This is a genomic window from Acinetobacter sp. GW821-FHT09D10 (assembly GCF_059416285.1).
In genome coordinates, this window is record NZ_JBWKOW010000005.1 from 23130 (window position 1) to 36550 (window position 13421).

Here is a 13421-nt window from a genome sequence, read left to right on the forward strand (position 1 = left end):
CTTCTGGCAGCTTTTTTATTGAGGTATCTTCAATTCAATCTACAAACTTATTCTTCGTCAAACACACTTAATAAGTGATGACTAATTCCATCAGCTCTCAACCAAGCCAACTCATAACTCGCTTTAGCTAAAGCTAAAACGCGCCTTTCGAATTCAACCCATATTGTTTTGACTTGAGACTCTGAAATACCCAAACCACTTTCTGTTGCCAGATGCTTATTTTTTTCACATATTTTTAAAGCATGATAAAGCTTACGACCTTTGCTCGCCCCTTCCATCAGCCGAACACGTTTACTTAAAATAAATCCTTCTACATGCTGCAAGTTCGCATGAGGTAACATGGGCACTAGGATTTGATTCAATTGATCATCTAAACGCTTCCATACAGCCAAACGCTGCTCTGCTGTATAAGTATTCCATTGAATCACTTCATGGTTAAAACGACGACAACCACGGCAAACCTGATCACCAAAAACTGTTGAACAACGCCCTGCACATGGGGTGAGAGAGAGCATTCGATGATCACTACTCAAAACCGACTCCTTAAATAAACCATATACTTTTTATGGTTTTCTCGCTTATTACAACTTTTCGCGCTAAAATATGCGCCTTAAATTTCTATCTTAATACATTTGGAGTTTTCCATGAACGCTACTGTAGAACAGCTTGCACCTGTAGAACAGCAAGCGACCGCGGGTTGGGTTGTTGCAGCACTATATCAATTTAAAGAAGTTCAAGATCCTGCCGATCTTCAACAACGTTTATTAGACTTAGTGAAAACAATCAACCTTTGCGGAACTCTGATTGTAGCAGGTGAAGGAATTAATGGTACTGTTGCCGGCGACCGTGTAGCAATTGATAGTCTCTATCAATTTTTACTCAATGAAGGTTTTACCTCTATGGAATATAAGGAATCTCATAGCTCTGACAAACCTTTCCGTAAAATGAAAATTAAACTTAAAGAAGAAATTGTGACTTTAGGTGTTGAAGTTAAACCCCGTGACTTAGTGGGCCACTACCTTGATCCAAAAGAATGGAATGATTTAATTGCACGTGATGATGTAATTTTGATCGATACGCGTAATGATTATGAATATAAGGCAGGTACTTTCAAAGGTGCTATCGACCCTAAAACTGAAACATTCCGAGAGTTTCCAGAATACGTTAAAAAAGAATTAGAACAGCATAAAGATAAAAAAATTGCGATGTTCTGTACAGGTGGTATTCGCTGTGAAAAATCAACCTCTCTACTTCTTCAAGAAGGATTTACAGAGGTTTATCACCTTAAAGGCGGTATTCTTAAATATTTAGAAGAAACTCCTGCCGATGAAAGTTTATGGGAAGGTGAATGTTTTGTTTTTGATGGCCGGACTGCTGTAACTCATGGCGTTGAAGAAGGCGTAAATGTTAAATGTCATGCTTGTGGCTGGCCATTAACTCCAGAAGAGTCTGCTTTACCAAGCTATGAACATGGTGTTTCTTGTGTGTATTGCATCGACAAGACAACTGAAAAGCAAAAAGCTGGTTTCCGTATGCGCCAGTCACAAATTGCGGCTGCAAAACGCAAACGTTTATAAGACTCTATAAATAGCGTTCAGAAGGCATTTAGATTTCTAAGTGCCTTTTTTTATCTTTATATAAGTAAATTTATCGCAATAAAAAACGCCCTAGAAAGGACGTTATTTACTTAATTTTTAAAGTTTAATTTGGCGTATGATACATCAAGTATAATTCATTCAAATTATCTGGGATTTCTTCTGCCAGTTCATCCATTAACTGTCCATTACGACGGAAAGATTCCATCTGTGGATCTTCTTCATCAATTCCACTAAATACCATCATTGGTAAAGTTAAATCAATTAATTGTTCTTCATATTCAGGTGCAAACCATGCATCTTCATTTAAGAACATTGCATCAACGAATCCCACACTCCAGTCACCTAAGCTAGATTCAACATCAGCTTCTTCAACTTCAAATGGAAATGCAATTCCATTTTCATTTGCTAAATCTTGTCGAATTGACTCTAACCACGCCTTGATTTGCTGAATAATTTCAGCAGGAACCTTTTTATGGTTATTATCAAACAGCTCATCTAACCAACGGTCAAACTGAGGGCCTACTGCAATTGCACACAGAAAGCCATGAGTTGCAGCGAAATCTAAACCATACTCATTGTGGTCTCCATCTAGATATTCACTTAATTGGTCTAAATCTAACGCACTCATTGTGTTACCTGACTATAAAAAAGAAATCTACGATAGCATAGCATTTAAGCTGACGATGCCCTATTCAGATTTGATTAGTCTTCATCATCAAGATCATCATCGTCTAAATCATAATCAAAATCTTTCAACTCACGCTCTAAACGGCGTTGAGCTAATAGATCATCGATTAATCTACGTTTTTCTAATGATTCTTTCGCAGTGATTTTGCCTGATGACTCATCAAAACCGACATCATCATCATCACCGTAGTTATCATCTAGTTCAAAATCTGTAGAAGACACTAAAACTACCTCTAATGAAAAAATGTGAATGGGTCTAGGCGCTATTTATCTCTCTTACAGAACCATGTCAAGTTTTATTTATATTTTTTTCATTAAACTGCATATTTGTACTTTTTTTCACCCAAAAAATTGTGTATTTATAAAACTGAACTATTTTTTTGATCAAGAAAAAATTCTATGATCTTTTCCATGATTTAAGCTTGAAAAAAATGATTTTAGCCCAATATCCAAAAAACAGACGTGAATTCAAAGATATTTTTTATTTAACGGTTACCGATCAAATCCAAAATATTTCAAGCAAATTGTGCTATCATGCACGGTTTTTCACTGCCACAGATTCAACGAAGAGTAAGCAAAGATGAGCGATATGCATTCCCCTACTTCTCAAGTAGCGGCTCTGATTAGCCGAGGCAAAGAACAAGGTTACTTAACTTACGCTGAGGTTAACGATCATCTGCCGGACTCGATTACTGAAAGCGAACAGATTGAAGACATTATTCAAATGCTTCAAGACGTTGGTATTCCTGTACACGAGCGTGCACCTGAATCTGACGATACCATGTTCGGTGAGTCAACTGACACAGCCGATGAAGTTGCTGAAGAAGAAGCTGCTGCCGTACTTGCATCGGTTGAAAATGAGCCTGGGCGTACGACAGACCCTGTACGTATGTACATGCGTGAAATGGGTACAGTTGAACTGTTAACCCGTGAAGGTGAAATCAGCATTGCAAAACGTATTGAAGAAGGGATTCGTGATGTCCTTAATTCAATTGCGTACTGGCCAAATGCTGTTGAAGTTGTATTAAAAGAATATAATGATTTCTTGACTGGCGAACGTCGCCTTGCCGATATTTTATCTGGCTATCTTGATCCAGAAACTGACGAAGATATTCCTGAAGTTCTAGAAGAAGAAACAGAACTTGAGGAAGAAGAAGCGCCAGCTGCACCAGCAAAAGAAGTTAAGCTTGACGATGATGAAGAAGATGAAGAGTCAGAAAGCGACGATGATTCTGAAGGTGAGTCTGGCCCAGACCCTGAAGTTGCAAAAGTTCGTTTTAATGAACTTGAAGCTGCATGGACTAAAACAAAAGCTATTATTGAGAAACATGGCCGTAACAGCCCAGAAGCAGATGACGCTTTAGAAGCTTTAGCTACTGTGTTCATGATGTTTAAATTTACACCACGTTTATTTGACATCATCTCTGAAATGATTCGTGGTACACACGAGCAAATTCGCGCCAACGAACGTGAAGTTATGCGTTACGCAGTTCGTCGTGGCCGTATGGATCGCACTCAATTCCGTACATCTTTCCCTAAGCAAGAATCAAATCCAGCTTGGTTAGATGAACAGATTGCTAAAGCTCCTGCTGAGATCAAGGCGCATTTAGAAAAGGTTCGTCCAGATGTTTTAGCATTCCAGCAAAAGATTGCAGATATTGAGAAAGAACTTAATTTAAGCGTTGCTGAAATTAAAGATATTTCTAAGCGTATGGCAATTGGCGAAGCGAAAGCACGCCGTGCTAAGAAAGAAATGGTAGAAGCCAACCTTCGTTTGGTAATTTCGATTGCGAAAAAATATACTAACCGTGGTTTACAGTTCCTTGACTTGATTCAAGAAGGGAACATTGGTTTGATGAAAGCAGTAGACAAGTTTGAATATCGTCGTGGTTATAAATTCTCGACTTATGCAACTTGGTGGATTCGTCAGGCGATTACCCGTTCGATTGCCGATCAGGCTCGTACAATCCGTATTCCTGTGCATATGATTGAAACGATTAACAAGATCAACCGTGTATCTCGTCAATTGTTACAAGAAATGGGCCGTGAACCAACACCTGAAGAATTAGGTGAACGTTTAGAAATGGACGAAGTGAAGGTTCGTAAGGTACTTAAAATTGCCAAAGAACCAATTTCAATGGAAACACCTATTGGTGATGATGAAGATTCACATCTTGGGGATTTCATTGAAGATCAAAACATCACTTCTCCAATTGATGCTGCGACTTCAGAAGGCTTAAAAGAAGCAACACGTGAAGTACTTGAAAACTTAACTGAACGTGAAGCAAAAGTCTTGAAGATGCGTTTTGGTATTGATATGCCAACCGATCATACACTAGAAGAAGTGGGTAAGCAGTTTGACGTAACACGTGAGCGTATTCGTCAGATTGAAGCGAAAGCGTTGCGTAAATTGCGCCACCCTTCTCGTTCTGAACACTTGCGTTCTTTCCTTGAAAATGACTAAGTTTTGAAAGCTTGAAATTTCAAAACCAAGCCCCATTTAATAGAAAGAGCTATAAACGCCTGCGATGATGCAGGCGTTTCAAATCATGAGGTAACTTATGTTAGACCGCACTCCATCTCGCGAACTACAAGAACATCTTTGGGTATTTCCGATGGATTATCCAATTAAACTTATTGGCGATGCGGGTGAAGAATTACGTGTTGCTGTACTCGATATTTTGGTTAAACATTTTCCAGACTTCGATCATACAACACTAAAAGTTCAAGAATCTCGCACCGGCAAGTATCACTCTTTAACAGCACAATTGCGCTTTGAAGAATTGGAACAAGTTCATGCACTTTATGCTGACTTGGCTGCTTGTCCGCAGATTAGAACTGCGCTTTAATTTTAAGTTCTTCAATCAATACCACAGTCAGACATTCTTACTGTGGTATTTTTTTGGAAATTTTAGAACCAATCTATCGTGAAAAACCATACAAATATTTAGAATTCCTCTTATAGAATCCTTTAAAATTACAAGGTTTTCGGCTTCTATCTCGCAGATATTAACTGGCGCCGCATGAACTAACTTATAGGAATATTTTGTGATGAGCCTTGATAAACCCAACTTGATCATTCGGCAATGGAACGATTTACAAGATTATCAAAGCAAATTTGAAACCATGAAACTCTTAACAAACGAGCGTAATGAAGATACGCCTGATGAGCTATGGTTACTTCAACATCATAATGTATTAACTCAAGGTCAAGCTGGTAAACCAGAACATATCCTAATTTCATCAGACATTCCTATAGTACAAACTGACCGTGGCGGGCAAGTGACTTGGCATGGTCCAGGTCAACTCGTCGCTTACTTCATGTTTGATCTTAATCGTCTAAAATGGAACGTACGTACATTGGTCAGTTTTGCTGAACAATTCATGATAGATGTTTTGAAAAAGTATGGAATTGAAGCTTATGCCAAGCCTGATGCACCTGGAGTATATGTAGATGGCCGCAAGATTGGTTCCTTAGGTTTTAAAATTCGTCGTGGCCGTAGTTACCATGGGTTAGCACTAAATCTGGATTGTGCCTTAACTGGGTTCCAGACCATCAATCCTTGCGGCTATGCAGGCTTAGAAATGGTACGTATACAAGATTTAGTGACTCCTTATCCATCATTTGGTCAACTTTGTCAGGACTTTATTGAGTATATTAATAGCACTGGGTACTTTAATGACCCTAAAGTCAAATATGAATAAATCGCTTTGCGATGAAATAAAAATGGATTAGAGTAATTACTCTAAATTTGCTTTCGCATAATTTTAACAAGGGATACGCGAGTGATTTCGACAAAAGCGGTAAAGCCGACTCTGCAACTTGCCTACGTTAAGCTCATGATGGATGTTATTGGTCGTGGCTTAGTCATGGCAAGTCAAGTGGACAATGAAATACAAGAGGAAGTATCTAAATTTCCTGTTCACTTTGTACTTTCAATGAATGTTTTCCCAAATGGACCAGCATTTTTTGCTCGAGTGACAGAAGACAAACAGTTAGAGCTACTTGAAAGAGCTGAAAAAAAACCAGACTTAACGATTACATTCAAACATGTCACTCATGCCTTTTTAGTGTTTTCTTTTCAAGAAAGTACTGCTCAGGCATTTGCCAATGACCGAATGATTGCCGATGGTGATGTATCTGCTGCGATCCGCTTGGTACGCTGCCTAAATAAAATGGAATCTCTTATTTTACCTAAATTGGTTGCTTCCCTAGCAGTCAAAGAATACCCAACCGAACTTACCCTAAAAGAAAAATTCAACGAGGCTGCAAATATTTACTTAAAAGTAGCCAAGTCCTATTTCAAGCGGAGCGCATAACATGGCCAAACCATATTACGAATTTTTTTGTCCTGTAAAAGTCATTGCTGGTAATGCTGCGCTAGAACATATTCCGTTTGAGCTTGCGACTTTAGGTGCAAAACGTCCTCTTATCATTACAGATAAGGGTGTTCGTGCAAATGGATTATTAAATCCGATTGAGGCTGCATTTAGTACGACTGATGCTGTCATTGGTCATGTTTTTGATGATGTACCACCTGACTCGAGTTTAGAAGTCGTTCGCCTTGCAGCAGAAGCTTATCGTGCAAACAAATGTGATGCGATTATTGCTGTAGGTGGCGGTTCAGTCATAGACACTTCTAAAGCAACCAACATTTTGGTGTCTGAAGGTGGAAATGACTTATTGCAATATGCAGGTGCTCATAATCTACCGAAACCATTAAAACCATTTTTTGTGATTCCAACAACTTCGGGTACTGGCTCAGAAGTAACGATGGTTGCTGTAGTTTCAGATACTCAAAAGAATGTTAAGTTAGCATTCGCTTCTTATTATTTAATGCCACATGCTGCAATTTTAGATCCACGCATGACGCTTACATTGCCTCCTCATTTAACTGCAATGACAGGTATGGATGCTTTAACCCATTGTGTTGAAGCATATACATGTATGGCTGCCAATCCATTGAGCGATGCTTATGCAAGCGCTGGAATTAAAAAGATTAGTGAAAATCTATTTAATGTCTTAGAAAACCCAAATGATGCTCAAGGCCGTTTAGAGCTAGCTCAAGCTTCAACAATGGCAGGTATTGCATTTTCTAACTCAATGGTCGGCCTAGTTCACTCTCTAGGGCATGCTTTAGGCGCTGTTGCTCACCTGCCCCACGGTTTATGCATGAATTTATTCTTACCATATGTGCTTGAATATAATAAACAAGTAAATGGTCAGAAAATTGGCGAGTTATTATTACCACTCGCTGGTGCAGATATTTATGCACAAACTCCAGCAAGCCAGCGCGCAGATAGAGCAATTACGACTATTTTAGCAATGCGTGATCGCCTATTTACTTTAACAAAGTTACCACGCACTTTACGTGAAACAGGTAAAGTCACTGAAGCACAGCTTGATGAAGTTGCAGAAAAAGCACTAAATGATGGCTCAATTATTTACAACCCGAAAGAAGCAAGCTTAAAAGATATCCGAGATATCTTAGAAAAAGCTTGGTAATTCGATAAGTTAAACTCCAAAAAGCACCATAAAGGTCTGATTTATATATTAAATCGGACCTTTTTTATGAATAAGAATTTTTATTCATTATTTTATTTGGAATATATGGCAAAAAATTTGCTAAAAAATAGATGAAAGTACTGACAATTTATATCAATTTAGGATAGATTGGCGCACTTTATCTTTTTCTGTAGGGGGGATCGTTCGTCTCAAACGATCCTTAACACCAAGCTGATCCTTGATCAACGATTATGAGGATAACGCCGTTGACAAATTTATCTGGGACTAAACCAACAGCTAAGCTTCAAAAGAATCTTGTGCTTTGGCATATTATTATTATTGGTTTAGCTTACATTCAGCCATTAACGTTATTTGATACTTTTGGTTTAGTGTCAGAACGAAGTGGTGGTCATGTACCAACTTCCTACATTTTTGCATTAGTCGCAATCTTATTAACATCGATCAGTTATGGACATATGATTAAGCGCTACCCTTCTTCTGGGTCGGCCTATACGTATGCTCAAAAATCAATTCACCCTAACGTTGGCTTTATGGTGGGTTGGTCTTCTTGGTTAGACTATCTACTGTCACCGCTTGTTAATATTATCTTGGCAGATATTTACCTAAGAGCTCTTTTTCCAGAAGTAAATAACTGGTTATGGGTGATTGGTTTAACGACCCTAATGACTGTTATTAACTTATTTGGTGCACGGTTCGTTGCACGTTTTAACAGTACGATCGTTGTTATTCAGCTAGGCGTAATTTTTTATTTCGTTTATCAGGTATATATCTTACTTACTCAAGGTGTATATGCAGATGGAACTTTAAATCCAGATAAAGCGGCATTGTGGTCATTAACTCCTTTTTGGAACGACATGACATCTGTAAGTGCTTTAATTGCTGGTGCAACTGTACTCTGCTTCTCTTTCACAGGGTTTGATGCTTTATCTTCTCTTGCTGAAGAAACAAAAGATGCAGAAAAAACGCTACCAAAAGCTATTTTTTCTACAGCATTACTTGCAGGTATTATTTTCATTGTAAGTACTTACTTCATCCAATTATATTTCCCAAGTAACCCAAACACTTACTTTAATCCTCTAGATGAATCACAGCCCGTGATGGTCGCTGCGATTGGTAGTTTGATGTTTAAAACTTTGGTTTTATATTTTGCTGTAGTCGCTGTGATGGCATCAGGTATTTCTGCCCATGCGGGTGTATCACGTTTAATGTATGTGATGGGGCGCGATGGGGTCATCAACAAGAAATTATTTGGTCATATCAATCCAAAATTGCATACTCCAACTTACAACATTCTTATTGTTGGTGTAGTTGCGTTATCTGCTGGCTTTTTAGATCTTGAGCATATTGTTAACTTGATTAGTTTTGGTGCCTTAACTGCTTTTAGTTTTGTTAACTTCTCTGTGATTTCTCGCTATGCATTAAGAGATGGCAAGAATAAAACGCTTAAAGACATCATCAATTATATTGTTATACCAACGCTTGGTTTTGCCAGTGTGTTTATGATGTGGTTAGAGATTGATAAGCTTGCCTTACAAATTGGCTTAGCTTGGGCCGTGATTGGTGTAGGTTATCTTGCCTATAAAACCAAAGGCTTCAAATATAATGCTCCGCAACATAACGAGCATGAGTAATAAAAAAGGCGCTTAAAGCGCCTTTTTTATGGTCAAATTAACCGTAAATTTTATTCACAATGCTTTGTACACGTTGAGCATAAACTTTTGCTGTTTCCAGATCACCTGTCGGAATTTCTTCCACACTTGCATCTGAAGGCGATTGAACTAAAAGCCCTACTGAACCGCCTAAGTTGTTTACATCTTCACGTGTTGCATTTTTTGTATTTGCTGGTAATAAACCAAGACTCACCCAAATCCCACCATGCTGTGCTGCTAAAGTTTGTAATTGGATAAGAGTTACTTGTTTATCCCCATTTAAGCTCGCGCTGTTTGTAAAACCTGCAAATACTTTATCTTGCCAGCCACGTGTAAACCATACTTTTGAAGTTGCATCAGCGAACTTTTTAAACTGCCATGGTGCTGTACCCATATAAGTCGGAGCACCAAAAACAATCCCCTTCGCATCATTTAATGTCTGCCAATCTTGATCAGTAATATTTCCTTCCTGATCAATCTGAATGAGCTGAGCATTAATCTCGTTTGCGAACGTTTCAGCAACAACTTTTGTGTGGCCGTAACCAGAGAAATATACAACCGCGATATTAGAGTTAGACATGGGAGCAAACCTTTGTTTTATTAAATTCCACTTTATGATATATTTTAGAAACTAGGTGTCAATTAGTTACTAGTTGGTAACTAGTGTAATTTTTCAAAAAATTATAGGTAAATGGTATGAATGAATGTCTAAAATATAATATTTTTCAACAACATTGCCCTGCTCGTCTATTTTTTGAAAAAATTGCAGATAAATGGGTTTTATTGATTTTAAACGTTCTTGAAGAAGAAACTCAACACTTCAATTTGCTCAAAAAGAATATTCAAGGCATTTCCCCTAAGGTCTTATCACAGAAGTTAAAAATGCTGGAAAGAGACGGTTTCATCGAGCGCAAAATCCAGAATACATCCCCGATTCGCGTTGATTACTCACTTACTTCTTTAGGGCAAAATGTAGCTTCAATGGCGTTCCAATTAAAGGAATGGGCCGAAACCAATATTGAACAGGTTTTAGCAGCCCAAATAACTTATGATGGAAAAGTGCTAGAGCAAGCTTAACTCATGCTTTCTTTAAAATTTTATTAAACCTTATCGATTAAGCTTTGTTCTTATCTTAAAGGTGACTCAATTTAATTGATTTTAATCGGTTCGGGTGGTGCGCTTATTTTAAATTGAATAGTTAAAGGTTCACATTGCTTTAACTCTTGATTATTCTTCAAATAGGTGCTTTCCTGACCATATTTCCAAGTACCATTCACAACTTCAAATGCAGGATAATTGACAATAAAAGTTTTTGTTTCGCCTGATTGATACTCATATGTTTGAGTCTCTTTACAATCATTTTCCGGATAAGAACGTTTGATATTTCCAAGTAAATAGAGTTCTAAAGGTACATAACAAGCAGGTTGTCGTTCTTGTATTTTTTCTAAGCCCATATTCGTTTGAGTAATCTGTAAAGCAAGAGTACCGTTTAATGTTAACTGTTGTGCGTATTTAAAAACTGTTTCTTTTTCAATTGGTTCTCTTGTTACATTATTAAGAAATTCTAATTTACGATGCAAGCCATTACAGTCATCTTCACTTGGTGCAGGTAACCAAATTTCATTATCTTTTGAGTCACCTTTATTTCCATCGGCTGGAGTCTCATAATCACCTGGTTTACCGGGTTTAGTTGGATATCCTGACCCACCCAAACTGGCACCACCTGCGAATAAATCCTCTCCGCAAGCAGTCAAAAGGCTGCCTATCATAATGAAGCTCATGGATATTATTAATTTTTTATAAGTTGTTTTAGTCATATTGATAAGCTCCGAAACGGAAAGTTTTGGTTGCACCCTCTTTTCCTTCATCGAGTGCACAACGTTCAATCGCTAACTTGAGTACTTGTAATGATAAATCTTCCCATAAGCGTAAACTTGCTTCTTTGAGTAAAGTAATCGATTCATCTGTTAGTTCATCTGCAAAAATTGCTTGTTCTAAATAAGGTTCTTTTTCTGGCTGAAATAAATTATGAACCCCGGCAGCTAAATGTGCCTCTAAGTTATTCGTTAATAATTTTCGAACCTCGAATTGCTCTACATCAGGCATAAAACTTCGCTGCTGTAACGATACAATACCATCTTCTTCTTTCACTATATTTAAACGTTCAAGTTCATTCAAAATAGATCTTGGATGTTTTTCGGTTGAAACTTTCTTTACCAAACTTTCAAAGCTAATCTGATCTTGGCTAATAAAAGGAATTTTTTCTGCTAAGCCCTCTGCAAGCCATAAACCAATCACCCGAGCAGGAACACTCACTGGCTCTGCTACTTTTGCTTCAGTTAAAGGCTGCCCAGCCAGTGTCGCTTTTTTAAAAGCACTAACATCTTTACGATGTAAACCAGAAAGTAGACTAACTGCCGAATCAGTAGTTTTTTGATCTATACGTTCTAGCTCAGCTAAAGACTGCTGATAGAAAACGGGTTTTAAAGCAGTAACAAAGTCGTTATACCCAACTCCCGAACGAATTAACCATTGCGTCAGATATTCCATTAACTGCAATACCTGCTTTTGGTTAAGTTCTGCATTATTCGTTTGGAGTGTCGACATAGGTTATCAATTTTCCTTCATCTTTGAAAAACAGTATGGGCTGAGCAATTGTCACACTGAACGGTTTAAGATGCAATTTTCATTCTTAGGCCTCCTTTGGAAACCGATGAACAAAATGATTTGGCGCATTAAAATTGGTAAAAGAAATACTCATTGAAACATCCAGACTTTCTACACTGTGCCACCAACCAATAGGGATAAATAAAGCTTCCCCTGCATTCAAAACACATTCCACTGGGGTAATCGATTTTGCTAAAGGGTATTTTTTAAAATCAATTTCATTTGCATTACTCAGCTCACTAAACACCCAATGGTCGTTATATAGATGAGGTACTTGCAAAGCTGGAATCAAAGTTACTTTTTTACGTCCATAAATTTGAACTAACATATTATTTGTTAAATCGTGATGTAATGGCGTAAAGGTTCCCTTCGGCCCGAACCATAAAAAACTACGCTCATCTTTTAAAGCCAAGTTGCTGTAGCCGTCTGCAAAATCGCCTATATCTAAAAATAACTCCTGAAGCATCTTATGACTATTGGTCGCATTATTTGCAGTCATATAGAAATCGTTGCTTGCCTCGACAGACACAACTTTTGATACAAACTCCGACATTTTCATGGTCTGCTTTAACAAAGGAGAATGTCTTTCAAACTGCTCATCTAGATTTCTATTCATCTGAACTTCAACTGAATGATAGCCAAATTTGGATACAAAATATTCAGGTGTCCACTTATGTAAAGCAGGCCAGTGCTCTACCCCTTTTTTCAAAATCACAGGACGGTGTTGACTGTAATAATCTTTAATAAAATCTGAGAAAATTGGAGCAGGGATTGAAGGTATTTCTTTACAATAATTAGAATCTAGCTGGGCCAGTTGGTCTAAAGTTTCTATTAGCCACTCACGTTTCTTAAATTGGTGGTGCTTTTTCTTCAGAATTTTATATAACTGATTATTTTCTAAATTACCTAAATATTCTTCTACTTTTTGCCGATGAAGCCCCTGCTCTACCAATCTTTTCACTATTTCCGTAGATGTTACCCCATTCAAAATTTGTTCGATTATCCATTCCTGATCTTGGTCAGATAAGCTTAGGAAATTCGGCTCACTCGTTTGAAACGTTAACCCAAATCCATTTTCTTTTAAAACATCGACTAATTGTTCGATCGAACATCCTTTTTCTAAATTTTCTTCAAGCCATTTTTTCCATTCAAATGGCAACTGATCAAACCATTTCTGGCTTTGTTGGAATATTTCAATTTGATTATAAGCTGCCATGTTGAACCTTTTTTTCAAATTTGATCTTTACAACTGCATTATAATTGATCTATTTTAAAAATGTTAAATTTTCACAT

General features: G+C 37.6%; 15 protein-coding genes. 8 read left to right on the top strand and 7 right to left on the bottom strand.

The window, feature by feature from the left end:
• Positions 1–47 precede the first annotated feature (47 nt).
• Entirely contained in the window at positions 48–533 is a 486-nt protein-coding gene (locus tag AC07M3_RS12360; RefSeq protein WP_307012758.1) for a DUF1289 domain-containing protein, read from the bottom strand.
• 111 nt (positions 534–644) lie between these two features.
• Between AC07M3_RS12360 and trhO the strand changes: the two genes are divergently transcribed.
• A complete protein-coding gene (trhO, locus tag AC07M3_RS12365; protein ID WP_494567430.1) occupies positions 645–1577 on the top strand; it encodes an oxygen-dependent tRNA uridine(34) hydroxylase TrhO in 933 nt (310 codons plus the stop codon).
• A gap of 124 nt (positions 1578–1701) precedes the next feature.
• Here trhO and AC07M3_RS12370 read toward each other — a convergent pair whose 3' ends face one another.
• Positions 1702–2226, bottom strand: a complete 525-nt coding sequence (locus tag AC07M3_RS12370; RefSeq protein ID WP_003655445.1) for a YecA/YgfB family protein — start codon at positions 2224–2226, stop codon at positions 1702–1704.
• A gap of 74 nt (positions 2227–2300) precedes the next feature.
• Entirely contained in the window at positions 2301–2507 is a 207-nt protein-coding gene (locus tag AC07M3_RS12375) for a PA3496 family putative envelope integrity protein (RefSeq protein WP_002116495.1), read from the bottom strand.
• 358 nt (positions 2508–2865) lie between these two features.
• On the opposite strand from AC07M3_RS12375, the gene rpoD reads away from it, so the two are divergent.
• From rpoD to AC07M3_RS12405, 6 genes are all read left to right on the top strand, one after another.
• Complete coding sequence (gene rpoD, locus AC07M3_RS12380; protein WP_005036489.1) at positions 2866–4749, top strand: RNA polymerase sigma factor RpoD; 1884 nt, start codon at positions 2866–2868, stop codon at positions 4747–4749.
• Between the two features lie 97 nt (positions 4750–4846).
• Entirely contained in the window at positions 4847–5134 is a 288-nt protein-coding gene (locus AC07M3_RS12385; protein ID WP_045435226.1) for a YbeD family protein, read from the top strand.
• Positions 5135–5336: 202 nt separating this feature from the next.
• Positions 5337–5990: a lipoyl(octanoyl) transferase LipB gene (gene lipB, locus AC07M3_RS12390; RefSeq protein WP_151743340.1), complete on the top strand. Its 654-nt coding sequence runs from the start codon at positions 5337–5339 to the stop codon at positions 5988–5990.
• Positions 5991–6071: 81 nt separating this feature from the next.
• On the top strand, positions 6072–6605 hold the full coding sequence (locus AC07M3_RS12395; RefSeq protein WP_003655436.1) for a hypothetical protein: 534 nt from the start codon (positions 6072–6074) through the stop codon (positions 6603–6605).
• Position 6606: 1 nt separating this feature from the next.
• On the top strand, positions 6607–7791 hold the full coding sequence (locus tag AC07M3_RS12400) for an iron-containing alcohol dehydrogenase (RefSeq protein WP_092708965.1): 1185 nt from the start codon (positions 6607–6609) through the stop codon (positions 7789–7791).
• 266 nt (positions 7792–8057) lie between these two features.
• Positions 8058–9443: an APC family permease gene (locus AC07M3_RS12405; protein ID WP_494567431.1), complete on the top strand. Its 1386-nt coding sequence runs from the start codon at positions 8058–8060 to the stop codon at positions 9441–9443.
• Between the two features lie 37 nt (positions 9444–9480).
• On the opposite strand, the gene AC07M3_RS12410 is transcribed toward AC07M3_RS12405, so the two are convergent.
• On the bottom strand, positions 9481–10041 hold the full coding sequence (locus AC07M3_RS12410; protein ID WP_005036479.1) for a flavodoxin family protein: 561 nt from the start codon (positions 10039–10041) through the stop codon (positions 9481–9483).
• A 116-nt stretch (positions 10042–10157) separates the two neighbouring features.
• Between AC07M3_RS12410 and AC07M3_RS12415 the strand changes: the two genes are divergently transcribed.
• Entirely contained in the window at positions 10158–10538 is a 381-nt protein-coding gene (locus AC07M3_RS12415; RefSeq protein WP_192834413.1) for a winged helix-turn-helix transcriptional regulator, read from the top strand.
• 71 nt (positions 10539–10609) lie between these two features.
• Here AC07M3_RS12415 and AC07M3_RS12420 read toward each other — a convergent pair whose 3' ends face one another.
• From AC07M3_RS12420 to AC07M3_RS12430, 3 genes are all read right to left on the bottom strand, one after another.
• Positions 10610–11242 (bottom strand): hypothetical protein, encoded by a 633-nt coding sequence (locus tag AC07M3_RS12420; protein WP_494567541.1) that lies wholly within the window; start codon positions 11240–11242, stop codon positions 10610–10612.
• Between the two features lie 28 nt (positions 11243–11270).
• Positions 11271–12068 (bottom strand): DUF6502 family protein, encoded by a 798-nt coding sequence (locus AC07M3_RS12425; RefSeq protein ID WP_494567432.1) that lies wholly within the window; start codon positions 12066–12068, stop codon positions 11271–11273.
• A gap of 85 nt (positions 12069–12153) precedes the next feature.
• Positions 12154–13344, bottom strand: coding sequence for a cupin-like domain-containing protein (locus tag AC07M3_RS12430; protein ID WP_494567433.1), 1191 nt, complete (start codon positions 13342–13344; stop codon positions 12154–12156).
• Positions 13345–13421 lie beyond the last annotated feature (77 nt).

Bases quoted from the DNA above. Each gene is read 5' to 3' on its own strand.
- trhO (WP_494567430.1), top strand. From the start codon at position 645: ATGAACGCTACTGTAGAACAGCTTGCACCTGTAGAACAGCAAGCGACC.
- AC07M3_RS12370 (WP_003655445.1), bottom strand. From the start codon at position 2,226: ATGAGTGCGTTAGATTTAGACCAATTAAGTGAATATCTAGATGGAGAC.
- rpoD (WP_005036489.1), top strand. From the start codon at position 2,866: ATGAGCGATATGCATTCCCCTACTTCTCAAGTAGCGGCTCTGATTAGC.
- AC07M3_RS12385 (WP_045435226.1), top strand. From the start codon at position 4,847: ATGTTAGACCGCACTCCATCTCGCGAACTACAAGAACATCTTTGGGTA.
- lipB (WP_151743340.1), top strand. From the start codon at position 5,337: ATGAGCCTTGATAAACCCAACTTGATCATTCGGCAATGGAACGATTTA.
- AC07M3_RS12400 (WP_092708965.1), top strand. From the start codon at position 6,607: ATGGCCAAACCATATTACGAATTTTTTTGTCCTGTAAAAGTCATTGCT.
- AC07M3_RS12410 (WP_005036479.1), bottom strand. From the start codon at position 10,041: ATGTCTAACTCTAATATCGCGGTTGTATATTTCTCTGGTTACGGCCAC.
- AC07M3_RS12415 (WP_192834413.1), top strand. From the start codon at position 10,158: ATGAATGAATGTCTAAAATATAATATTTTTCAACAACATTGCCCTGCT.
- AC07M3_RS12420 (WP_494567541.1), bottom strand. From the start codon at position 11,242: ATGAGCTTCATTATGATAGGCAGCCTTTTGACTGCTTGCGGAGAGGAT.
- AC07M3_RS12425 (WP_494567432.1), bottom strand. From the start codon at position 12,068: ATGTCGACACTCCAAACGAATAATGCAGAACTTAACCAAAAGCAGGTA.
- AC07M3_RS12430 (WP_494567433.1), bottom strand. From the start codon at position 13,344: ATGGCAGCTTATAATCAAATTGAAATATTCCAACAAAGCCAGAAATGG.